The organism is Nocardia vinacea NBRC 16497, from assembly GCF_000308835.1.
Classification (GTDB): Bacteria; Actinomycetota; Actinomycetes; order Mycobacteriales; family Mycobacteriaceae; genus Nocardia; species Nocardia vinacea.
Genome location: NZ_BAGN01000224.1, coordinates 18,803 through 39,357, shown reverse-complemented (window position 1 = coordinate 39,357; position 20,555 = coordinate 18,803). Strand labels below are relative to the sequence as shown.

The window sequence follows — 20,555 nt, the reverse complement described above, 5'->3', positions numbered from 1 at the left end:
CGCAGGCTGCCGGCGGTTTGGAGACTGGCTTGTCCACAGGAATTGGTGGCGCGCTCGATGGTGGTGCGCAGCTGGGTTCTGAGCTTGGTGGCAGTGTGTCGACCGATCTGGAGGGCGCGGCGGGTGCCGGTGCGCAGGCCGGTGCCGGTCTGGGTGGTGGCTTGTCCGCTGGTCTGGGTGGTGCTGTCGATGCAGGTGCTCAGGCGACGAGTGGTCTGGAGGCTGGGCTGTCCACCGGGATCGGTGGGGCTGCGCAGGCCGGTGCGGGTGTTGGGGCTGGGTTGTCCACAGGGGTGAATGGGGTTGTTGATGCTGGGGCGCAGGCCACTTCGGGGATCGAGGGAGCTTTCGATGCGGGGGCGCATGCGGGCAGTGGGCTCGGCGGTGGTCTGGAGGCCGGGCTCGGCGGCGTGGTGGATGCCGGGGCTGGGCTCGGTGGCGGCGTGTCGAGTGGGGCTTCGTCCGCGATCGGTACCGGTGCTCAGGTGACGACGGGGCTGGAGTCGAGTTTGGCTACCGGTGCGGCGCTCGGTGCGGGTGCTGAGCTCGGTGGCGGGTTGTCGAGCAGTCTCGGTGGTGCTCTCGGGGGCGGTGCGCAGGTCGGATCGGATCTCGGTGACGCTGGTGCGCACGCTACGTCCGGGTTCTCCAGTGCCATCGGTGGCGCGGCTGATCTGGGCGGCGGTTTGTCCACTGGTCTGGGCGGTGCGGTCGGCGCCGGGACGCAGGCCGGTGCGGGGCTGTCCACGGGTGTCGGCGTCGGTGCACCGACTGGTGCCGATCTCGGTGGCAGCCTGGCGCCCGGACTGAGCGGTGCGGTCGGCGCCGGTGCTCAGGCGGGTGCCGATCTCGGTGCGGGCCTGTCCTCGGGTCTGAATGGCGCGGTAGGCGCCGGTGCGCATGCGGGTTCGGAACTGGGTGCGGGCTTGTCCTCGGGTGTGAACGGTGCGGTCGGCGCCGGTGCGCATGCGGGTTCGGAGCTCGGTGCGGGCTTGTCCACAGGTTTGGGCGGTGCGGTTGATGCCGGGGGCCATGCGGCTACCGGTCTGGAGACGGGGCTGTCGACGGGGGTCGGTGCGGCCACCGGACTCGGCGGAAGTGTGTCCACCGGAGCGCAGGGTGCCGTCGACGCCGGAACGCACCTGGGGACAGGTCTGGAGACCGGCCTTTCCAGCGGAGTCGGCGGTGGTGTCCAGGCCGGCAGTGGCCTGGAAACCAGCCTGGGCGGTGCCATCGATGGTGGTGCACATGCCGGAACCGGTTTGGCGACAGGGCTTTCCACCGGTGTCGGTGGCTCGGCGGATGCGGGCCTCGGCGGCGGACTCTCGTCGAGCGTCGACTCCACGGTGCACTCCGGCGCCGCGGCGCAGGGCACCGCCAACGGCGCCGCGGATCTGGGTGGTCACGCTGGTTCGACACTGACCGGCGGCGCCGCCTCGACCGTCGGGTCCACCGCGAATACCTGGTCGTCGCTGGACGTTTCGAATGCCTTCGGTTCCGGACTCGACAGTTCGGCCGGATCGCATCTGGACACGTCGGTCACCGGACACAGCGATTCCAGCCTCTTCACCGATACTCATGCGGGTACCGATCTGGCCGGACATGCCGGCGCGGATCTCGGCGGCGACGCCTTCCTGCACTAAGCGGCAGCGGATATTCGTACGAAAGAGGTTCGATGGGGACACCCGCAGTCAATGCTCAACCGCCCGCGGTACCGCTGCTGACGGTATTGGGTGAAACCATCGCCGCGGCGCGCGCCGCGGGTCGCAATGATCTGGTCGGTCGCCTGGAAATGGCGGCCGACCGGGTCCGCGATCCGCGGCGGCGCATCGTAATCGTCGGCCACCTCGGTCAGGGCAAGAGTTGTTTCGTCAATGCCCTGTTGAATCTGGAGATCTGTCCGGTCGGCGATGACGCGACCACCGCTGTCCCGACCTTGCTCGCCCACGGTCCCGAACCATATGCCGAACTGGTGCTCGCCGGTCCGAGCGGAACCGAGGAGGCACGAGTTCCAATGCCGGTCGACGAGATCGGCATGATCAACGTCCGCACACCGCAGGCGCACGGCCGACGAGTGCTGCGCATCGAGATCCAGCTCCCGAATCCGCTGCTGGCCGACGGCATCGTCCTGGTGGACACACCGGGCGTCGGCGGCCACGGAAGTGGTTATGCGGCAGGCGTACTCGGCCTGGTCGCGACGGCCGACGCGGTCCTGGTGCTCTCGGATGCCTCCACCGAACTCACCGAACCGGAACTGGCCTTCCTCCGGCAGGTCCGCGAACTGTGCCCGACCACCGCACTGCTGCTCACCAAGCTCGATCTGTATCCGCATTGGCGTCAGGTGCATCAGGCCGACGAAGGCCATCTGAGCCGAGCGCGAGTCGAGGTGCCGATCATTCCGGTTTCGGCGGTACTGCGCAGGCACGCGATGCTGCTGCAGGACCAGCAGTTGGGCGCCGAATCCGGCTTCGGTGTGCTGTATCAGTTCCTCCGCGAACAGGTCGTGGCTCGCGACCAAGCCGCGACCCTGCTCGCGGTGGCCCACGATATCCAGTCCGCCGCAGAGCATTTGGCGCTCGCACTCGGCAGTGAACTGGTCGCCCTGCGCGATCCCCGCCAGGGCGCGATGGCGGTCCGCGAGCTGCAAATCGCGAAAACCACCGCCGAGGATCTGCACCGGCGCACCTCGGCCTGGCAGCTGACCCTCTCCGACGGCATCACCGATCTGGCCGGCGATGTCGATCACGATCTGCGCGAACGCCTGCGCGAGATCGCCCGAACCGGTGAGGAATGGATCGATAAACACGATCCGGGCCGCCATTGGGACCGGATTGCCGAATGGCTAACCGGCGATATCGACACCGCCCTCGGCGACAACCTGCTCTGGACGCACACCCGCGCCGTGGAACTCGCCGAGCGGGTCGCCGAGCACTTCACCGAGATCGGCATGGTCGAACTGCCCGATGTCAGCTCCGGCCTGCACACCGAGGACAGCCGCGCGGGCGGGGGCACGCTCGCCGATCTGGAGCCCGATATCGGCTTCGGCAGCAAAATTCTGGTCGGCATGCGGGGCTCCTACGGCGGCGTGCTGATGGTCGGGCTCGCGACCACCTTCGCCGGGCTGGCCATGCTCAATCCGATCTCCATCGGCGCCGGTGTCCTGGTGGGCGGCAAGGCTTTCCGCGACGACAAGCAGGCCAGACTGGCCCGGCGCCGCAACGAGGCCAAGGTCGCCATCCGGCGCTTCATCGATGACGTCGCCTTCCAGGCGGGCAAGGAATCCAAGGACCGCCTGCACCGCATCCATCGGGCGTTGCGCGATCACTACACCGGCGTCGCCGAACGCAGCCTGCGCTCCATCGACGATTCGCTGCGGGCCGCGCAGGAGGCGGCGAATATGGAAACGGCCCGCCGGACCGAGCGCTGCGCGGTGCTCGACCGGCAGCTGCACATGGTCGCCGAGCTGCGACGCTATGCGGATGCTATGCAACCTGCCATCGCCGCGCCGCGGAAAGGGGCCGCCGGTACGGTAACCCCGTGAGAAGAGACGTGACCCGGCATGATGCTCGGCGGGCGCCCGGCATTGTCGCCGAGGCGCATCAGCTGGTCGCCGCGGCCAGGCAGGCATTTCCCCGTGAGCCGCGACCGCGTGCGCTGCTGGCCGACTGTGCCCGCCGCCTGGATCAGCCGCTGCGGGTGGCGCTGGCGGGTTCGTTGAAGGCGGGCAAGTCCACTCTGCTCAACTCCCTGGTCGGTCAGGACATCGCCCCGACCGATGCGACCGAATGTACGCGCGTGGTCACCTGGTACCGCAACGGCTCGACTCCGAGCGTCACGGCCTACGCACCGGACGGCTCGACGGCCAATGTGGTGGTGCGCCGCGGCAGCGGCACGCACGGGCTCACCTTTGATCTGGAACGACTGAACTGGAATGCGCCGGGTCCGCGCGAGGTCGATCACCTCGAGGTCGAGTGGCCCGCCGCCGCACTGGCGAATACCACCATCATCGATACTCCGGGCACATCGTCGCTGTCCCGGGAGGTGTCGTTGCGTACCGCGCGACTGCTCACGCCCGGTGACGCCGACGGCGACCGCGGCACGGCGTCCGTATCTATTCCGGGCGCGGATGCGGTGGTCTATCTGCTGCGTCGGCTCGACGACGCCGACGTCCGGTTCCTCGAACAGGTCGGTGCCGGAACCGCTGGTGCGCAGGGTATTTCGGGTCCGCTGGGTGTTATCGGAGTGGTCTCGCGTGCCGACGAGATCGGGGCGGGCCGAATCGACGCACTGCATTCCGCTCGCGATGTCGCGGCACGTTTCGCGGGCGAGTTGGAGCGAACGGGACTGTGCCAGGCGGTAATTCCGGTCGCCGGTCTGCTCGCATTCGCCGCAGCGACCCTGCGTCAGCAGGAATTCACCGCCTTCGAAGCGCTGGCCCGGGTCCCGGTCGACGAGCTGAGCGCCGCACTGCTATCGGCAGATCGCTTCGCCCGCCCCGATATTCCGCTCCCGGTCCCGCCCGAACTCCGTGCCCAGCTGGCCGCTCGTTTCGGCCTGTTCGGAATTCGCATGGCGGTCACACTGATCCGCCTCGGTGTGCGCGACTCCGCCACGCTGGCAGCGGAGTTGACCAACCGCAGCGGTGTGGACGAACTCCGCTCGGTACTCGACGTCCAATTCGGCCAGCGTGCCGACCAACTCAAGGCGCACTCGGCCCTCACCGCCTTGGCCCGCGTCCTCACCGCATACCCCGGCACCTCCGCCGACCAGCTGCTGCCCCGAGTCCGCACCCTGCTCGCCGACGTGCACGGTTTCGCCGAACTCCGCCTCCTCGGTCGCCTGCGCACCGATGAATTAGCCCTGCCCGCACCGGATCTCGCCGAATTACACCGCCTGATCGGCGGCTCCGGCGTCGCCCCGCACCTACGCCTCGGCCTGCCCTTCGGCACCGACTCCGCCATACAGCGCGCCGAGGCCATGGCCGCCGTGCGCAAATGGCGTGCCCGCGCCCGCCACCCCCTGGCCGACCAGTTCACGACCACTGCCTGCCTCACCGCAGCTCGCAGCGCCGAAGGCACCCTCAGCCTGCTGCCGGAGTAATTTTCGGCGATCAGCCTCGATCTGCGCGCGATTGCGCGGGTAGCGGATCGGCGGCGGTGCCGCACACCCGTTGGTGCGGCCGCATACCTGGGTGCGCGGCTGTGACAGTGGGTCCGCTGGCATGGGTGTGTGCGGGTCAGCCGGTGATTCGGCGTAGGGCGTCGGCCAACTCCTTGCCCGACGGCGCTTGGTCCGGATCGATCAAAATCTGGGCGGCCAACCCCGTCAGCAGTGCCTGATAGAGCGACCCGATGGCGCGCCCGCCTTCGGTATCGGATTCATCAATGCCCTCGAAGAGGCGGGCCAGCCCACGGCGAGCCTCGTCGAGACTGCCCGCCAACTGCGCGCGGGTCGCCTCGTCCTGCCCGGACTGGGCGATGATGTCGAAGGTCGCCGACCAGAGCCCGCGGTGATCGGCGATCGAGTCGAGCACGATCGTCGAGCGCGCACCGCGGCTGCGTACCGGCGGTCAGGCCATCGACGTGCTCGGCACCGCGACCGAGGTCGTGCGCCGAATGGGCCTACTCGAGCGGGTGCACGAGCTGAGCACCGGCAAGCGTGGCACCTCCTATGTCGACGCCAAGGGCAAGGTGCAGGATCCTCGCCGACCGGTTCGCGGGTCAGGGCTGGGAGGTGCCGAAACTGCTCGCACATCTCGACGCCGCCGAAGATTTCTACTTCGACGCCATGGCACAGATCCACATGGACGACTGGTCGAAGGGCCGCATCGCACTGGTCGGCGATGCGGGCTATTGCGCATCGCCGCTATCCGGGCAGGGCGCGGACCTGTCGCTGGTCGGCGCCTACATCCTGGCCGGTGAACTCGCCGCGGCGGGTGGTGATCACACCATCGCCTTCGCCCGCTACCGGCCGGAAATGCTGCCGATGGTGCGGGCCTGCCAGAGCTTCGCCGAGGGGGTCGGCAAATGGTATGCGCCGCCGAGCAATTCGATGATCCGCATGCGCAATCTCAATGTCCGGCTGCTGCCGTATCTGCCGTGGCGGGGTCTCATCGGCGGTGCGCCGCAGAAGGTCGCTCGCACGGTCGTCGCCAAGGATTACGCGGCATAGGTTCGGTCGCGGGTGTGGACCCACGACCCCTGGGTACGCCCCGGATATCGAACCCAGGAGCATGCGATGACACAAAAAGATGTGGTGAAGGCTCTGCTGGACCGGGCGGGTAGCGGCTATGCGGCCGAGGCCGGTATCGCGCTGGCCGATAAACCCGCTCCGCTGTTCCAACTCCTCATGCTCGCCGAATTGCTCAGCACCCGTATTTCCGCCGATATCGCGGTCGCCGCCGCCAAGGAACTGGTGAGCACCGGATATCGCACACCGAACCGGGTCGCGGACGCTGATTGGCAAGAACTCGTCGACGCACTCGGCCGCGCCCATTACAAGCGCTATGACGAAAGTACGGCGTCGCGCTTGGGTGCAAACGCGTCTCGCGTGCTGGATCGCTACAACGGCGACCTGCGCAAACTCGCCGATGAAGCCGAGCACGACCCGTCTCGTGCGGCCGAACTGCTGCAACAGTTCCAGGGCATCGGCCCGACCGGCAGCGATATCTTCCTGCGCGAAGTCCAGGATGTTTGGACCTGGGTCCGACCGCATTTCGACGAACGCGCGCTGCGCGGTGCCGAACGCGTCCGGCTTCCGAAAGATCCGGACCGCCTGGCCGAACTCGCGCCGGAAAACCACACCGCCGATCTGGCCGCAGCGCTGGTCCGCGTCACCTTGGACCGCCAGATCGCCGATGAGGTGCTCGCCGCCGGCTGAGGCTCAGGTGATCTGTACCTGTACCCGCAGACCGGCCGCGGCGATCATATTGACCAGCGCGTCCAGGCTGAACAGCTGCGTTCGGCCGCCGAGCAGATCGGAGATCCGCGCGGCGGTCACGCCTAGGTGCTCGGCGGCGACCTCCGGATTCCAACCGTTGGCGGCGATCCGGTCGGTCAGTTCGAATATCAACTGCGACCGCAGCCGCATATTCTCGACGTCGCCGCGGATGTCATCGATCGCATCCCACACGATGTCGAAGATCTTCTCGGCCATGCTTAGCCCACCTTCTCGAGCTGTTCGAGGACGTATGTGCGCTGCTGGTATACAAGTGGAGAGACCGTGCCCATCGTCGCAGCAGGTGCGGCCAAACGGCGGCAACTCCGCCGAACCCGCGTATTTCCGGACCCGGCGAAGGAAGGTCGTGAGGTGATGTCGGACCGTGACGCGAAACCGTTCGCCCAGGTGAGACTGGCTGTGGGAGCTTTGTTCGTGCGCGGCGAGGACGTGCTGCTGGTCCATTCGGTCGATCGGTGTGGTTGGGACATTCCGGGCGGCATTGTCGGGCCCGGCGAATCGCCCGCAGCGGCCTGTCGCCGTGCGATCGGCGAAGAACTCGGCCTCGACCGCCCGCCGCAGCGATTGCTCGTGCACGACTGGACGCGCAAACCCGCCGGCGATGAGATCCGCTACATCTTCGATTGCGGCGAGCTCGGCGACGAATCGGCCCTCCAACTGCGGGAAAGTGAACTGGACCGCTGGCAGTTGGTCCGCGTCGATACTGTGGACACCCTCGTCGGACCCGAGTCGGCCCGCCGCATCTGGCAGGGTTTCCGCGCCCGCATGGAGGGCCATGCCGTCTACCTCGAACACGGCGAACCCGCGCTCAGGTACCCGGACACCGCCCCCTCATGGCTCGATCGGCAGCCCGACCGCGACCGGCACCTCGGCTGAGCGTCAGGGCGTCGTTGCGGTACTGGCCGGGTCGATCAGGATCTTCGCGTGCTGTTCCGGATCGGCCAACGCGGAGAACGCATTATCGATACCGTCCAGCCCGACGGTGCCGGTGATCAAGCGAGCCGGGTCGACCTTGCCGTCGGCGATCATGTGCAGTGTGTCGCGGAACTCTCCCGGGTCGTAGCCGAAGGCGAAGCGAAGTTCGATTTCCTTATTGATGGCCATCGCCGGTTGGAAGCGGTCGGTCTCCATGCAGACGCCGACCACGACCACGCGCGACAGCGGCGGCGCGGCCGCGAGGATCTGATCGATAATGCCCGGCACACCAACGCATTCGAAAATGACCGGACCCGCCGGACCCGCATTGAGCGAGTGCGCCAGCCGGAAGACATACCACCACGGCAGATTCGGGACCCGTCGCAGGCGTTCCATGGTGTCGAAACCGAGGCTGAGAATGTCGGTGACTCCATTGATCCGCCCGCGCTTCGGCGTTGCCTCCCACGGTGATTCGGTCGCGGGATCGACGACGATATCGGCACCGCAACCGACTGCGAGTTCGCGGCGGCGCGGTGAGAAATCACTGGCGACGATTGTGCGCACCCCCGCCGCCTTCAACATGCTGATGACGGCCAAACCGATAGGGCCGCAGCCGATTACGAATGCCGTCTGGCTCTTGCCGACCCGCCCTTTGCGGACCGCGTGCCAGGCGACGGCCATCGGTTCGGTGAGTGCGGCATGTTCGGCCGAAAGCCCATTCGGGATCGGCATTGTCATGGATTCCTGCACAACCACCTGTTCGGCATAGGCACCGGGCGCGGCCGTGGATAGGCCGGTCAGCTGGGGTGCGCCGTCGTGGCGCACGATCGGTAGGGCAACCACCGGGGTACCCGCCCGCCAGCGTTTGCGGCAGCCCGGTCCGTAATCGACTATCGCACCGCTGAATTCGTGTCCGAGCACCACGCTCTGATCCGATCGCATGAATTGGTCGTATCCGGTGCGTGTGGCCAGCTCGGCCATCTCGTCGGCATGGGTGCGGGCGTGCAGATCGGACCCGCAGATGCCGCATCGCGACACGTTGATCAGCACCTGCCCGCGTCCGGGTGTCGGTGTCGGCAACTCCTCCACCGAGAACTTGGTATTGGTGACGACGGCGGCCCTCATAGACGACTCCTCGGATCGGCGGCGGCGAAAGCCTCCCCTCTGCCGCCACCCTACTGCCGCGCTAGTCGGGCGCAGCGGAAATGGTGCGACTGGATCAGACAGTCGCGGCTGAGTGGGCTTCGGCGTCGCGGGCTCGACGATCGTAAGAATTACGGGCCGTGGCGATTTCGTTCTGATGACTTTCGGTCCACACCACCAGCGCCTTGATGGTGGTGTGCAGACTCGCGCCGAGTGGGGTCAGGGCGTAATCCACGCGAGGCGGAACGGTCGGATAGACCGTCCGCTCGACCAGCCCGTCGCGCTCCAGATGTCGCAGCGTGCGGGTGAGCATGCGCTGGCTCACGCCGTCGATCTTGCGCTTGAGTTCGGTGAACCGCAGGCTGCGCTGGTCGAGCAGCGCGATGACCAGCAGTGACCATTTATCGGCTACGCGGTCCAGGATCTGGCGGACCTCGCAGTCGACTCGGGTGTCCCACTGGAGAACGTCGTAGTCCTCCTCGGTATCCCCGCAGTGACCGAGTGACTTCGAAGTGCCGTCTTCCATGGTCATCGATTCTGCCGAAGACTCGACCTCGGTATCAATAGGGAACCGACCTCACCATCGGTAACCATGTCTAGTGGGAGTCATGCGATGTCGAAATCGAGACCCGCGGTGGTCTTCACCGAGATGTCCGGCCGGGCTTGGGCGGTGCTCGCGGTGCTGTGCGGCGCGATCTTCCTGGAGGGCATCGACGTCGCGATGCTGAATGTCGCGTTGCCGTCGATCCGGGCCGATCTCGGCCTGTCCACCGGCATGCTGAGCGGGGTCGTCTCCGCGTATGTACTGGGCTACGGCGGGTTCATGCTGCTAGGTGGCCGGGCCGCCGATCTGTTGGGGCGGCGGCGGATGTTTCTGCTCTGGCTGACGGTATTCCTGCTGTTCAGCGGATTGGGCGGGTTGGCGACCGGGGGCTGGACGCTGTTGACGGCCCGCTTCGTCACCGGTGTCGCCGCGGCCTTCATGGCCCCGGCCGGCTTGTCGTTGATCACGACCAACTTCGCCGAGGGACCGGCGCGCAACAAGGCGCTGCTGGTCTACGCGGGCATCGCGGCGGGCGGGTTCTCCCTCGGCATGGTGGTCGGCGGATTGCTCACCGCACTCGGTTGGCGGTGGGTGTTCTTCGCGCCGGTCCTGCTTTCCGGGCTGATCCTGGTGGCGGCGTTCGTGCTGGTGCGGGATGCCGCTGTGCCCGAGGGGGTTTCCGGCGGGTTCGATCTGCCGGGTGCGTTCAGCGTGACGGGTTCGATGCTGCTGCTCGTCTATGGCGTTGTGCGGCTGGAACATCCGAGCGACGGTGTAGTGCTGACAGTCGCGGTTTTCGGTGCGGGTCTACTGCTGCTCGCGTACTTCGTGTGGAACGAACGTCGCTCGGCCAGCCCGCTGGTCCGGCTCGGTATCCTGCGGTCGGGAACGCTGGTGCGCACCAACGTGATCGCGCTGCTGTTCGTCGGATCGTTCGCGGGCTTCCAGTTCTCGGCGACCCTGTACTTCCAGGAACTGCGCGGTTGGTCGACCGTGCAGACCGGCCTGGCCATGGCGGTGGTCGGGGTCGACGCGGTGCTCGCACCGATGCTCACTCCGCGCCTGGTGGACCGATTCGGCAATGCCCGGGTGGTTTTCGGCGGCGTACTGCTCGCGGTACTCGCCTACGCCATGTTCCTGCCGACCGACCTGGACCGAACCTACGCCGCGATGTTCCCGGCAATGCTGCTACTCGGCGTGGCCTTCGCACTCGTCTACGGACCGCTGACCATCGCGGGCACCGAGGGAATCGCCGAACAGGATCAGGGCCTGGCCGGCGGTCTGCTGTACACCGCCTTCCAGTTCGGCTTCGCGCTCGGCATCTCGGCCGTCACCGCCGTGAACGTCGCGGCGATCACGGCCGGTGATTCCGAAATCGACGCCCTGCGAACCGCATTGATCGTTCCGGTCCTCACTGCCGCGATCGCGGGCGCAGTCGCCGCATTCGGCCTCCGACGCATCGCGCCATCCGATCGGGACCCCGCCTCCGATGAGCTTCCGAACGTGACGGTGGTCTCGAAATGACCACCACAACCACATCATTCGACGACATCCGCCGCGAGTTCGATACCTACGTCGGCGATATCAACTACGCGACGATGGTCACCGTCGACGCCAAGGGACGTCCGCGAACCAGGATCCTGATCCCCGTCTGGGAAGTGCCGGACCGGAATCCGCTCGGCTGGTTGGCCACCTACCGGACGCCGGTGAAGGCGGCGCACTTGGCCGCGAATCCGAACACCTCCTTCTCCTACTGGACTCAGCGGCAGAATTCCGTGCACGCGGACGCGATCGCCCAGTGGGTTGCGCTCGACGATCTCGCTACCCGGCAACATGTTTGGGATCTATACCAGCGCACGAGCCCGGCCGGTGCGGGTTATCCGCTCGGTCAGTTCTGGCAGGGCATCCACGATCCGAAGCTGCACATACTTCGATTGACGCCTTGGCGGATTCAGGTGATTCGTGGTGGCGATTTGCGGAGCCGGATCTGGAAAGCGGCACCGGATCTCGGGTGACTCCGACACAGTATGGCGGCTCCCTCGGGAATGAGAGGGAGCCGCCGTCCAGCTACTACTGACGCTCCAGCGTCGGAATGACCACGTCGATCAGGTACTCCTCGATACCGCGTCCGGCGCGCTCGGCTTCGTGCACAGTGACGTGCTGGTCGGCCGCCTTCTGCTTCAGTGCGGCACGCGAATCGGGTTCCACCCCACCGCCGATGATCAGATCGGTGACCTCGCCGGTATCGAGTACGCGCAACGCTTCGGCATCGGCGATGGTGCCAACGGCTGCAAAACCGTTGGCGCGCAACAACTTGGTCGCGGTGTCCACAATCTCCGGGCCACGGCCGATAGCAAGTACTTTCATCTCACGCTCCCGTCGGTGCCAGTTCCAAAGGATCATCGATTGCATGGTGCTCGAGTCGTGCGTTCTTGGGCAGCACCAGAAAACCGAGGCACATGACGGCCAGCAGGCCGATCCCGTACCACAGCGTGTAGCGGAAGGTGTTGGCGAAATTCACCGCGTTGGCGTGTTCGCCCGCATCGGTGAGCGCCTGTGCCACAGCGTAATTGCCGGTATCGGAGCGTTGGCAACTGGCCGGGACGGCGGTCGGGTCGACCTGTGCCGACCGATCGCGGACGCAGGCAAGGAAATTCGTGAGAATCTCCTCCTGCGCCGGCTCCGGAAGACCGATCGTGCTCAGTTCGGTGCGCACCTGCGGTGTGACCGCCTCGACCCCGCGTGCCGAATCATGGTCCAGCTGACCGAAGAACACCACGCCGACCAATGCGACTCCGAGCGCGGTGCCGAGCTGCTGTCCGGTATTGAGCAGCCCGGACGCCGCCCCCGCCTCGCGCGCGGGTACTTGACCGAGTAGCAGGTCGATCGTCGGCGCGACCACCATGCCGAATCCGACACCGGTGACTATCAGCGGAATCACCATCTGCCATGACGTGATCGACGCACCGTAATGCGCGGCCAGCCATCCATATAGCGCGAATCCACCGGCATTCACCACACCACCTGCGACCAGCACGATGCGTCCGAACCGCGGCGCGAGCACACTCACCGAAACCCCGGCTCCGATGCCCGCGCCGACCGCGAAGAAGACTGCCGTGAGTCCAGCCCGCATTGCCGACCAGCCCAGCCCGGCCTGCATGAACAGCGTCCAGATCAGGAAGAACCCGCCGACGCCGATCCAGAACAGCAGCCAGCTCGTGAGGCCGATGGTGAACGGACGGGACCGGAACAGGTCCAGATCGATCAGCGGGGATCCGACGGTTCGCGCCCGCCGCCGCTCGAAGGCGACGAATAGACCGAAGGCCAACCCGGCACCGGCCATCAGGATGAAAGTCCATGCGGGCCAACCCAATCGGCGGCCTTCGGTGAGCGGATAGGCCAGCAGCAGCACCGCGGAGATCGCCAGCACCATGCCGATGGGATCCAGCCGCGGTGCGGCTGCCGATCGCGAATCCCGCATGACGATGGTCGCGGCGATCAGCGCCGCGATCCCGACCGGCACATTGACCAGGAAGATCGGCCGCCAGTCCAGATCGAACAGATTCCATTGCACCAGCAGTCCGCCGAGTGACAGGCCGACCGCGGAGGCCGAGCCGCCGACACCGCTGTAGATCGCGATGGCCTTGGCGCGCTCTTCCTTCGGGAAGGTGGCTCGGATGATGGCGAGGATCTGCGGCACCATCAGCGCCGCCATCGCGCCCTGGACGAACCGGGAGGTGATCAGCATGGTCGGATCCGAGCTGAAGCCGCAGGCAGCCGAGGCCAGTGTGAAGCCGGTCATGCCGATCAGGAAGATCCGCTTGCGGCCGTAGATATCGCCGAGCCGGCCGCCGGTGATGAGCACCGCGGCGAAGGCGAGCACATAGGCCGCGATGATCCATTCGATCTGCGAATACTGGGCGCCCAGATCGGTCTGAATGCTCGGCACCGCGACATTGACGATGGTGACGTCGAGTAGATCCATGAACCCCGCGGCCAGCACGACCGCGAAGGCGATCCAGCGGCGCGGGTCGAGGTGTGGTGGCGCGTCCGCGCCCGGAGAGATGTCGGTATCCACGAGAAGGCTCTTTTCGAATCGGTGGAGTAGGGCGACACCTCAAACTATGCACTTGAAGTGATTATCAATCAAGTGTGCAATCACTAATTGTGCATTGATCGGGGTATGCTCGGTGCGTGACCGATCCGACCTTCGTGCCGCTGGCCGAGCACCCCGCCTTCCTGCTCGGCCAGCTCGGGTTCCATGTCGCTCAGCGCTTCACCGACCTGCTCGCGCCGCTCGATATCAGCCCACGCCACTACGGCACGCTGCGAATATTGAGCGCAAACGACGGCCAATCGCAGCAGCAGCTGTGCGAGGCGCAGCGGATCCACCGCAATGTGATGGTCGGGCTGGTGGACGAACTGGAGAAGCGCGGACTCGTCGAGCGACGCAAACATCCGACCGACCGGCGCGCGCACGCGGTGTATCTACTTCCCGCCGCGCACGAGCTGCTCACCAGGGCCGAAGCGATCGTGACCGGATTGGACGCGGACATCACGGCGGCGCTCGAACCCGACGAGCGCGCCACCCTGGTGGACCTCCTGCAGCGCACCGCGGCGGTGAACGGACTGATCCCGGGCATTCACCCGGGCCTGGCCCGCCCAGCGGACAAGTGCTGAGCTCAGATCAGCACGCCGGGATTGAGGATTCCAGCCGGATCCAGCGCGGATTTGGCCGCCCGCAACGCATTCGCGAACGGCTCGGGGCGCTGGCCGTCGTACCAGGGGCGGTGGTCTCGACCCACCGCGTGATGGTGTGTGATGGTCCCGCCCGCAGCCGAGAGTGCCTCGGAGACAGCTGCTTTGATGTCATCCCACTGCGCGAGTGTGCTGCCCCAGCGACCGGCGGCGTAGATGCCGAAATACGGTGCCGGACCGTCCGGATACACATGGGTGAAGCGGCAGGTCACCACACCCGTAGCGCCGACGGAACGGATGGCCGCATTCGCGGCCTCGGTCACCATTGCCTTCAGATTGTCGAATTTATCCCAGGTGCAGGCGGTTTCGAAGGTTTCGGTGATCATCGACCGGGCCGCGAGGGCATCGCGTTGATAGGGCATCCGGAGAAATGACGAACGCCAGGTGTCGGCTGCGGCCGAACCTGCTTGATGCTCGGTCGATTCGGTGTAGCGCGCGGGTTCGGGAAGGGTGCCGCCGTGGTCGGCGGCCAACTCGAGCGTGCGTTCCATCCAGGTGCGCGTTGGGTGATCGGCGGATTCGAATCCGAGCACCAGCACGCCGCCGCTCGTCGCGGCACCGGCATTGAGAAATGCCTCGGCCGGATCGAGCAGCCGGCAATTGGTCGGGTAGAGGCCGGACTGCGCGATCGCCCTGGTCGCCACCACGGCCTGGGCGTAGTCGTCGAAGTGCACGGAAGCCGTTGCGCGCCAACGCGGCCGGTCCTGCAAGCGCATCCACGCCTCGGTGATTATTCCCAGGATCCCCTCGGATCCGAGGAACATCCGATCCGGTGACGGCCCGGCCCCCGATCCGGGCAGCCGCCTCGATTCGCTTGTGCCCGTCGGGGTTACCACGCGCATCGACTCGACCAGGTCATCGATATGGGTGTACAGCGTCGCGAAATGTCCACCGGCCCTGGTGGCCAGCCAGCCGCCGAGCGTCGAGAATTCGAACGACTGCGGAAAATGCCGCAGCGTCAGATTCGCGCCGCGCAGTTGATCCTCCAGCGCCGGACCGAAGACTCCGGCCTGAATTCGCGCCGCCCGGCTGGTGCGATCGATCTCCAGCACCCGATCGAGACGACCGAGGTCCAGACTGATTGCCCCCGCGAATTCGTCCGGCCCGTCTCCGGAACCGCTCGGCCCGGTCGATTTTGCGATCCGGCCGGGCAACCTGGGCTCGACCCCGCCCACCACGGAAGTCCCACCACCGAACGGGATTATCGCGATACTCGCCCGGGCCGCCCAGTCGAGCACGTCGACGATATCGCTTTCCGTGCGCGGCCGAATGACCAGATCCGGCGCATTGCGCACCTCGCCGAGCAGATTGCGCACTACATCGCGGAATGCCTGACCGTGGGCGTGAGCTGCCCGATCGGCGGGATCGGTCGACACCAACTCGGCGAGTGCGTCCGGTGCGCACACCCGTGGCTCGGGCAGTCCGAGCGATTCGACCGAAGGCGGTTCATGCGGTGTGAGATCCGCACCGGGCAGAATCGCCGCGACCCGCGCGGTCAGCGCTTCCCGCTCCGCGCCGACGACCGCGTCCTCGACATTGCCCCAGCCCCACCACGACCGCGTCTTCGTCGACACATCCACTCCTCTCGGCGGATCGACGGCGATCGGCGCCGCCGTCGCCGCCATCCTCGTGGACCACCGGATGCCTGGGCAACCTGCACGCGGTGGATCGAGCGACCGTCTATCACCATGGCCATCATTCGTGGCTCGGACTCTCGACCCCTGACGACAATGGCGGGCGGCCCCTTTCTTCCTGGTTCGGGAATAGACCGCGTGGGCCGTCGGTTGAGCTGTTCGACAACATTGAGTGTGTTCGGCTCAAGTTTCAGTTGACGTCCGGTGCCGAATGGGTGCAGGATTGAGCCGACCACGCTCAGCGTTGCTGGGACCGTGCTCCGTGAGGTGCTTGGGGCGAGGTCTCGCGGCACCCGCCCCGGCAGTCCCGGGCGGAGGTCGCAGAGCGGGTGGATCGCCCGAAAACCGCGATTACCCAGCACCGACACAAGTAGTTACACCAACTAGGAGGAACCACCATGGCTCGTGCGGTCGGAATCGACCTCGGGACCACGAACTCGGTCGTCGCCGTTCTCGAAGGCGGCGAGCCGGTCGTCGTCGCGAACTCTGAAGGATCGCGCACCACCCCATCGATCGTCGCGTTCGCCAAGAACGGAGAGGTTCTGACGGGCCAGCCCGCCAAGAACCAGGCGGTCACCAACGTCGACCGCACCATCCGCTCGGTCAAGCGCCACATCGGCACCGATTGGTCGGTGGCCATCGACGACAAGAAGTACACCGCGCAGGAGATCAGCGCGCGCGTGCTGATGAAGCTCAAGCGTGACGCCGAGGCCTACCTGGGCGAGGAGATCACCGACGCGGTCATCACCGTGCCCGCGTACTTCGAGGACTCGCAGCGCCAAGCCACCAAGGAGGCCGGTCAGATCGCCGGTCTGAACGTGCTGCGCATCGTCAACGAGCCCACCGCGGCCGCACTCGCGTACGGCCTGGACAAGGGCGACAAGGAACAGACCATCCTGGTCTTCGACCTCGGTGGCGGCACCTTCGACGTCTCGCTGCTGGAAATCGGCGAGGGCGTCGTCGAGGTCCGCGCCACCTCCGGCGACAACCACCTCGGTGGTGACGACTGGGACGAGCGCGTCGTGAGCTGGCTGGTCGACAAGTTCAAGGCCAGCGCGGGCATCGACCTGACCAAGGACAAGATGGCCATGCAGCGCCTGCGTGAGGCGGCTGAGAAGGCCAAGATCGAGCTGAGCTCCTCGCAGAGCACCTCGATCAACCTGCCCTACATCACCGTCGACGCCGACAAGAACCCGCTGTTCCTCGACGAGCAGCTGACCCGCGCCGAATTCCAGAAGATCACCTCGGACCTGCTCGACCGCACCCGTGCGCCGTTCCAGTCCGTGATCAAGGACGCCGGTATCAATGTCGCCGATATCGACCACGTCGTGCTCGTCGGTGGCTCGACCCGTATGCCCGCCGTCTCGGACCTGGTCCGTGAGCTGACCGGCGGCAAGGAGCCCAACAAGGGCGTGAACCCGGACGAGGTCGTCGCCGTCGGCGCCGCCCTGCAGGCCGGTGTGCTCAAGGGTGAGGTCAAGGACGTCCTGCTGCTCGATGTCACCCCGCTGTCGCTGGGTATCGAGACCAAGGGCGGTGTGATGACCAAGCTCATCGAGCGCAACACCACCATCCCGACCAAGCGCTCGGAGACCTTCACCACGGCCGATGACAACCAGCCGTCGGTGCAGATCCAGGTGTTCCAGGGTGAGCGCGAGATCGCCTCGCACAACAAGCTGCTCGGCTCCTTCGAGCTGACCGGCATCCCGCCGGCCCCGCGTGGGGTGCCGCAGATCGAGGTCACCTTCGATATCGACGCCAACGGCATCGTGCACGTGACCGCGAAGGACAAGGGCACCGGCAAGGAGAACACGATCAAGATCCAGGACGGCTCCGGCCTGTCCAAGGAGGAGATCGACCGGATGGTCAAGGACGCCGAGGCGCACGCCGCCGAGGACAAGGCCCGCCGTGAGGAGGCCGAGACCCGCAACCAGGCCGAGTCGCTGGTGCACCAGACCGAGAAGTTCATCAAGGAGAACGAGGACAAGGTCCCCGCGGACGTCAAGACCAAGGTCGAGGCGGCCATCGCCGAGGCCAACGAGGCGCTCAAGGGCACCGATATCGCGGCCGTGAAGTCCGCGGTGGAGAAGCTCGCGACCGAATCGCAGGCGCTGGGTCAGGCGATCTACGAGGCATCGGCCGCCGAGCAGGCCGCGTCTCCCAACGGCGCGTCGAGCTCCGCAACTGATGACCAGGTCGTGGATGCCGAGGTCGTTGACGAGCCGGTCGACACGGAGAAGAAGTGAGCGAGGGAAACTCCGAACAGGAGCCGATCACCTTCGTCGACAATCGCAAGATCGATCCGGAGACAGGTGAGATCCGGGAGCCCGCGGCGGCCGACGCCGCGGGGCCCGGTCCCGAAGCCGGGAACGGCACCGAACCCGTCATCGGTTCCGATGCGGGCGCCGAGATCCTGGCCGAGACCATCACCAAGGAGCTGGCCGAGCGCACCGCCGACTTGCAGCGGCTGACCGCCGAATACGCCAACTACCGGCGTCGGGTCGAGCGGGACCGGCAGGCCACCATCGATGCGGCCAAGGCGGCCGTGGTCTCCGAATTGCTCGGCGTACTCGACGATCTCGATCGTGCGCGGGCGCACGGCGATCTCGATGCCGGACCGCTCAAGTCGGTCGCGGATAAGCTCGCCGACGCGCTGCACAAGCAGGGGCTGCAGGAATTCGGCACGGAGGGTGAGCCTTTCGACCCGACCCTGCACGAAGCCGTGCAGCACGAGGGCTCCGGACACGATCCGGTGATCGGCCTTGTCATGCGCAAGGGCTATCGGTTCGGCGATCGAGTGCTTCGGCACGCGCTCGTCGGGGTAACCGATGGCGTGGCCGATCTGGTCGAAGAAGAGGCATCGGATGCTGATGCCAATGCGAACAACCAATAGAAACCCGAGAGGAGGAGATGCCCGGTGAGCCAACGGGAGTGGATCGAAAAGGACTTCTACAAGGAGCTGGGTGTCTCCTCCAGCGCCTCGCAGGACGAGATCAAGAAGGCGTACCGCAAGCTCGCACGTGACCTGCATCCGGATGCCAATCCCGGCGATACCAAGGCCGAGGAGCGGTTCAAATCCGTCAGCGAGGCGCATGCCGTGCTGTCGGATCCGGCCAAGCGCAAGGAATACGACGAGACCCGAAAGCTGTTCGCCGGTGGCGGATACGGGCGCGGTGGCTTCACTCCCGGTGCGGGCGGCGGCTTCTCGCAGGACTTCAATATCGGGGACATCTTCGGCCAGGCGAATGCCGGCGACGGTGGCCTCGGTGACCTGCTCGGCGGCCTGTTCAACCGGGGCGGCACGCGCACCGCGAGCCGCCCGCGCCGCGGCGCCGATGTGGAGACCGAGACGACCCTCGGGTTCCGCGAAGCCGCACAGGGTGTCACGGTTCCGCTGCGGATGACGAGTCCGTCGCCGTGTACGACCTGTCACGGCAGCGGTGCCAAGCCGGGGACCAGTCCGCGAGTCTGCCCCGTCTGCAATGGCAACGGCGTGATCAGCCGCAACCAGGGCGCGTTCGGCTTCAGCGAGCCGTGCGACGAATGCCGTGGTACCGGTTCGATCATCGACGATCCGTGCGTCGACTGCCACGGTAGCGGCATCCAGAATCGGACCCGCACCATCACGGTGCGGATTCCCCCTGGTGTCAGCGATGGGCAGAAGATCCGGCTGGCCGGACAGGGCGAGGCCGGGCTGCGTGGTGCGCCCTCGGGTGACCTCTATGTGACCGTGCACGTCAGCCAGGACAAGGTCTTCGGCCGCAACGGCGATGATCTGACCCTGGTGCTGCCGGTCAGTTACAGTGAATTGGTGCTGGGCACAACGGTTTCCGTGCCTACACTGGAAGGGCGCGTCGGTGTCAAGGTGCCTCCGGGCACCGCGGACGGTCGCATCCTGCGGGTGCGCGGCCGTGGCGTGCCCAAGCGTGGTCCCGGCGGCGGGGCGGGCGATCTGCTCGTCACCGTCAAGGTGGCCGTGCCGCAGAAGCTGGACGACAATGCCGCCGAGGCGCTCAAGCGGTACGCGGAGGCGGAGAAGACCAGCGGGTTCGATCCACGTGCGGGATGGGCAGGTGCGTGATGTCCGATAATCCGAAGCAGGCAGCCGGCGGGGCGTCGCGGGCGGAGTTCTTCATGATCTCCGTGGCGGCCCAGTTGGCGGGTATGCACGCGCAGACACTGCGCACGTATGACCGCCTCGGACTGGTTACGCCGCAACGGACTTCGGGTGGCGGTCGACGTTATTCGGCACGGGACGTCGAACTGCTCCGCGAGGTGCAGCGGCTATCTCAGGACGAGGGCGTCAACCTGGCGGGCATCAAGCGCATCATCGAACTCACCAATCAGGTCGAGGAACTGCAACAGCGCGTCGCCGAGATGTCGGCCGAGCTGGATCGGCTGCGCGCGGGGTATCGCCCCGATCTCGCGCCGCCGCAACGCAGTACCGCACTGGTGGTGTGGAAACCGCGCAATAGGCGCTGATAAGCGCGAAAGGCTCCGGGATTCGGTTTCGACCGAGCCCGGAGCCTTTTGTCATTTCGTGCCGATAAGTGAATGTGTTATGTCGCAGCGCCGTATCGGGTTGTGGACCCGAATAACCGCCG

The 20,555-nt window shown here is 66.5% G+C and carries 19 protein-coding genes and 1 pseudogene; 13 read left to right on the top strand and 7 right to left on the bottom strand.

The window, feature by feature from the left end; translation table 11 throughout:
* The first annotated feature begins 29 nt into the window (after positions 1 to 29).
* Genes ON44_RS50640 through ON44_RS31795 form a run of 3 tightly spaced genes read left to right on the top strand, consistent with a single transcriptional unit; the run spans position 30 to position 5,100 of the window.
* Positions 30 to 1,643, top strand: a complete 1,614-nt coding sequence (locus tag ON44_RS50640) for a hypothetical protein (protein ID WP_157187369.1) — start codon at positions 30 to 32, stop codon at positions 1,641 to 1,643.
* A gap of 32 nt (positions 1,644 to 1,675) precedes the next feature.
* On the top strand, positions 1,676 to 3,541 hold the full coding sequence (locus ON44_RS31800) for a dynamin family protein (protein ID WP_040696980.1): 1,866 nt from the start codon (positions 1,676 to 1,678) through the stop codon (positions 3,539 to 3,541).
* The gene (locus ON44_RS31795) at positions 3,538 to 5,100 is read left to right on the top strand and encodes a dynamin family protein (protein ID WP_245567416.1); all 1,563 of its coding nucleotides are present in this window, start codon (positions 3,538 to 3,540) and stop codon (positions 5,098 to 5,100) included. Before ON44_RS31800 ends, ON44_RS31795 begins: the two co-directional genes overlap by 4 nt.
* Before the next feature lie 136 nt (positions 5,101 to 5,236).
* On the opposite strand, the gene ON44_RS31790 is transcribed toward ON44_RS31795, so the two are convergent.
* Complete coding sequence (locus ON44_RS31790) at positions 5,237 to 5,533, bottom strand: hypothetical protein (protein ID WP_051182665.1); 297 nt, start codon at positions 5,531 to 5,533, stop codon at positions 5,237 to 5,239.
* A gap of 167 nt (positions 5,534 to 5,700) precedes the next feature.
* Between ON44_RS31790 and ON44_RS52900 the strand changes: the two are divergent.
* Both ON44_RS52900 and ON44_RS31780 read left to right on the top strand, forming a co-directional pair.
* A pseudogene (locus tag ON44_RS52900) lies at positions 5,701 to 5,976 on the top strand (FAD-dependent monooxygenase); the annotation flags it as partial.
* 261 nt (positions 5,977 to 6,237) lie between these two features.
* Positions 6,238 to 6,879 carry an HhH-GDP family DNA glycosylase gene (locus ON44_RS31780; protein WP_040696973.1) on the top strand — a complete coding sequence of 214 codons (642 nt, stop codon included), beginning with the start codon at positions 6,238 to 6,240 and terminating at the stop codon, positions 6,877 to 6,879.
* Between the two features lie 3 nt (positions 6,880 to 6,882).
* Here the strand turns inward: ON44_RS31780 and ON44_RS31775 are convergent, their stop codons facing one another.
* Positions 6,883 to 7,155, bottom strand: a complete 273-nt coding sequence (locus tag ON44_RS31775) for a helix-turn-helix domain-containing protein (protein ID WP_040696972.1) — start codon at positions 7,153 to 7,155, stop codon at positions 6,883 to 6,885.
* Between the two features lie 66 nt (positions 7,156 to 7,221).
* Between ON44_RS31775 and ON44_RS31770 the strand changes: the two genes are divergently transcribed.
* A complete protein-coding gene (locus ON44_RS31770) occupies positions 7,222 to 7,833 on the top strand; it encodes an NUDIX domain-containing protein (protein ID WP_218007661.1) in 612 nt (203 codons plus the stop codon).
* Between the two features lie 3 nt (positions 7,834 to 7,836).
* Here the strand turns inward: ON44_RS31770 and ON44_RS31765 are convergent, their stop codons facing one another.
* Both ON44_RS31765 and ON44_RS31760 read right to left on the bottom strand, forming a co-directional pair.
* Positions 7,837 to 8,997 (bottom strand): zinc-binding dehydrogenase, encoded by a 1,161-nt coding sequence (locus ON44_RS31765; protein WP_040696971.1) that lies wholly within the window; start codon positions 8,995 to 8,997, stop codon positions 7,837 to 7,839.
* 94 nt (positions 8,998 to 9,091) lie between these two features.
* Entirely contained in the window at positions 9,092 to 9,541 is a 450-nt protein-coding gene (locus ON44_RS31760) for a winged helix-turn-helix transcriptional regulator (protein ID WP_174415182.1), read from the bottom strand.
* An 87-nt stretch (positions 9,542 to 9,628) separates the two neighbouring features.
* On the opposite strand from ON44_RS31760, the gene ON44_RS31755 reads away from it, so the two are divergent.
* Both ON44_RS31755 and ON44_RS31750 read left to right on the top strand, forming a co-directional pair.
* The gene (locus tag ON44_RS31755; RefSeq protein WP_051182662.1) at positions 9,629 to 11,083 is read left to right on the top strand and encodes an MFS transporter; all 1,455 of its coding nucleotides are present in this window, start codon (positions 9,629 to 9,631) and stop codon (positions 11,081 to 11,083) included.
* On the top strand, positions 11,080 to 11,574 hold the full coding sequence (locus ON44_RS31750; RefSeq protein ID WP_040696969.1) for a pyridoxamine 5'-phosphate oxidase family protein: 495 nt from the start codon (positions 11,080 to 11,082) through the stop codon (positions 11,572 to 11,574). Before ON44_RS31755 ends, ON44_RS31750 begins: the two co-directional genes overlap by 4 nt.
* Positions 11,575 to 11,629: 55 nt before the next feature.
* On the opposite strand, the gene ON44_RS31745 is transcribed toward ON44_RS31750, so the two are convergent.
* Both ON44_RS31745 and ON44_RS31740 read right to left on the bottom strand, forming a co-directional pair.
* Entirely contained in the window at positions 11,630 to 11,926 is a 297-nt protein-coding gene (locus tag ON44_RS31745; protein ID WP_051182661.1) for a hypothetical protein, read from the bottom strand.
* Between the two features lies 1 nt (position 11,927).
* On the bottom strand, positions 11,928 to 13,637 hold the full coding sequence (locus ON44_RS31740; protein WP_245567415.1) for an MFS transporter: 1,710 nt from the start codon (positions 13,635 to 13,637) through the stop codon (positions 11,928 to 11,930).
* Between the two features lie 116 nt (positions 13,638 to 13,753).
* Between ON44_RS31740 and ON44_RS31735 the strand changes: the two genes are divergently transcribed.
* Positions 13,754 to 14,239 (top strand): MarR family winged helix-turn-helix transcriptional regulator, encoded by a 486-nt coding sequence (locus ON44_RS31735; protein WP_040696966.1) that lies wholly within the window; start codon positions 13,754 to 13,756, stop codon positions 14,237 to 14,239.
* 2 nt (positions 14,240 to 14,241) lie between these two features.
* On the opposite strand, the gene ON44_RS31730 is transcribed toward ON44_RS31735, so the two are convergent.
* On the bottom strand, positions 14,242 to 15,942 hold the full coding sequence (locus ON44_RS31730) for an FAD-binding oxidoreductase (RefSeq protein WP_051182660.1): 1,701 nt from the start codon (positions 15,940 to 15,942) through the stop codon (positions 14,242 to 14,244).
* 407 nt (positions 15,943 to 16,349) lie between these two features.
* On the opposite strand from ON44_RS31730, the gene dnaK reads away from it, so the two are divergent.
* From dnaK to ON44_RS31710, 4 genes are read left to right on the top strand one after another with little or no spacing between them, the layout of a single operon-like run.
* Positions 16,350 to 18,197 (top strand): molecular chaperone DnaK, encoded by a 1,848-nt coding sequence (gene dnaK, locus ON44_RS31725; RefSeq protein WP_040696961.1) that lies wholly within the window; start codon positions 16,350 to 16,352, stop codon positions 18,195 to 18,197.
* Positions 18,194 to 18,844 carry a nucleotide exchange factor GrpE gene (gene grpE / locus ON44_RS31720; protein WP_040696954.1) on the top strand — a complete coding sequence of 217 codons (651 nt, stop codon included), beginning with the start codon at positions 18,194 to 18,196 and terminating at the stop codon, positions 18,842 to 18,844. Before dnaK ends, grpE begins: the two co-directional genes overlap by 4 nt.
* Before the next feature lie 24 nt (positions 18,845 to 18,868).
* Positions 18,869 to 20,032 carry a molecular chaperone DnaJ gene (gene dnaJ / locus ON44_RS31715; RefSeq protein WP_040696951.1) on the top strand — a complete coding sequence of 388 codons (1,164 nt, stop codon included), beginning with the start codon at positions 18,869 to 18,871 and terminating at the stop codon, positions 20,030 to 20,032.
* A complete protein-coding gene (locus ON44_RS31710) occupies positions 20,032 to 20,433 on the top strand; it encodes a heat shock protein transcriptional repressor HspR (protein ID WP_040696949.1) in 402 nt (133 codons plus the stop codon). The genes dnaJ and ON44_RS31710 overlap by 1 nt, the downstream gene beginning before the upstream one ends.
* The last annotated feature ends 122 nt before the right edge of the window (positions 20,434 to 20,555 follow it).

What these genes read in the sequence shown, in the direction of transcription:
- ON44_RS31755 (WP_051182662.1), top strand. Translation starts at nt 9,629, where the DNA reads ATGTCGAAATCGAGACCCGCGGTGGTCTTCACCGAGATGTCCGGCCGG.
- ON44_RS31765 (WP_040696971.1), bottom strand. Translation starts at nt 8,997, where the DNA reads ATGAGGGCCGCCGTCGTCACCAATACCAAGTTCTCGGTGGAGGAGTTG.
- ON44_RS31710 (WP_040696949.1), top strand. Translation starts at nt 20,032, where the DNA reads ATGTCCGATAATCCGAAGCAGGCAGCCGGCGGGGCGTCGCGGGCGGAG.
- dnaK (WP_040696961.1), top strand. Translation starts at nt 16,350, where the DNA reads ATGGCTCGTGCGGTCGGAATCGACCTCGGGACCACGAACTCGGTCGTC.
- ON44_RS31730 (WP_051182660.1), bottom strand. Translation starts at nt 15,942, where the DNA reads ATGGCGGCGACGGCGGCGCCGATCGCCGTCGATCCGCCGAGAGGAGTG.
- ON44_RS31800 (WP_040696980.1), top strand. Translation starts at nt 1,676, where the DNA reads ATGGGGACACCCGCAGTCAATGCTCAACCGCCCGCGGTACCGCTGCTG.
- ON44_RS31745 (WP_051182661.1), bottom strand. Translation starts at nt 11,926, where the DNA reads ATGAAAGTACTTGCTATCGGCCGTGGCCCGGAGATTGTGGACACCGCG.
- ON44_RS31760 (WP_174415182.1), bottom strand. Translation starts at nt 9,541, where the DNA reads ATGGAAGACGGCACTTCGAAGTCACTCGGTCACTGCGGGGATACCGAG.
- ON44_RS31775 (WP_040696972.1), bottom strand. Translation starts at nt 7,155, where the DNA reads ATGGCCGAGAAGATCTTCGACATCGTGTGGGATGCGATCGATGACATC.
- ON44_RS31780 (WP_040696973.1), top strand. Translation starts at nt 6,238, where the DNA reads ATGACACAAAAAGATGTGGTGAAGGCTCTGCTGGACCGGGCGGGTAGC.
- ON44_RS31750 (WP_040696969.1), top strand. Translation starts at nt 11,080, where the DNA reads ATGACCACCACAACCACATCATTCGACGACATCCGCCGCGAGTTCGAT.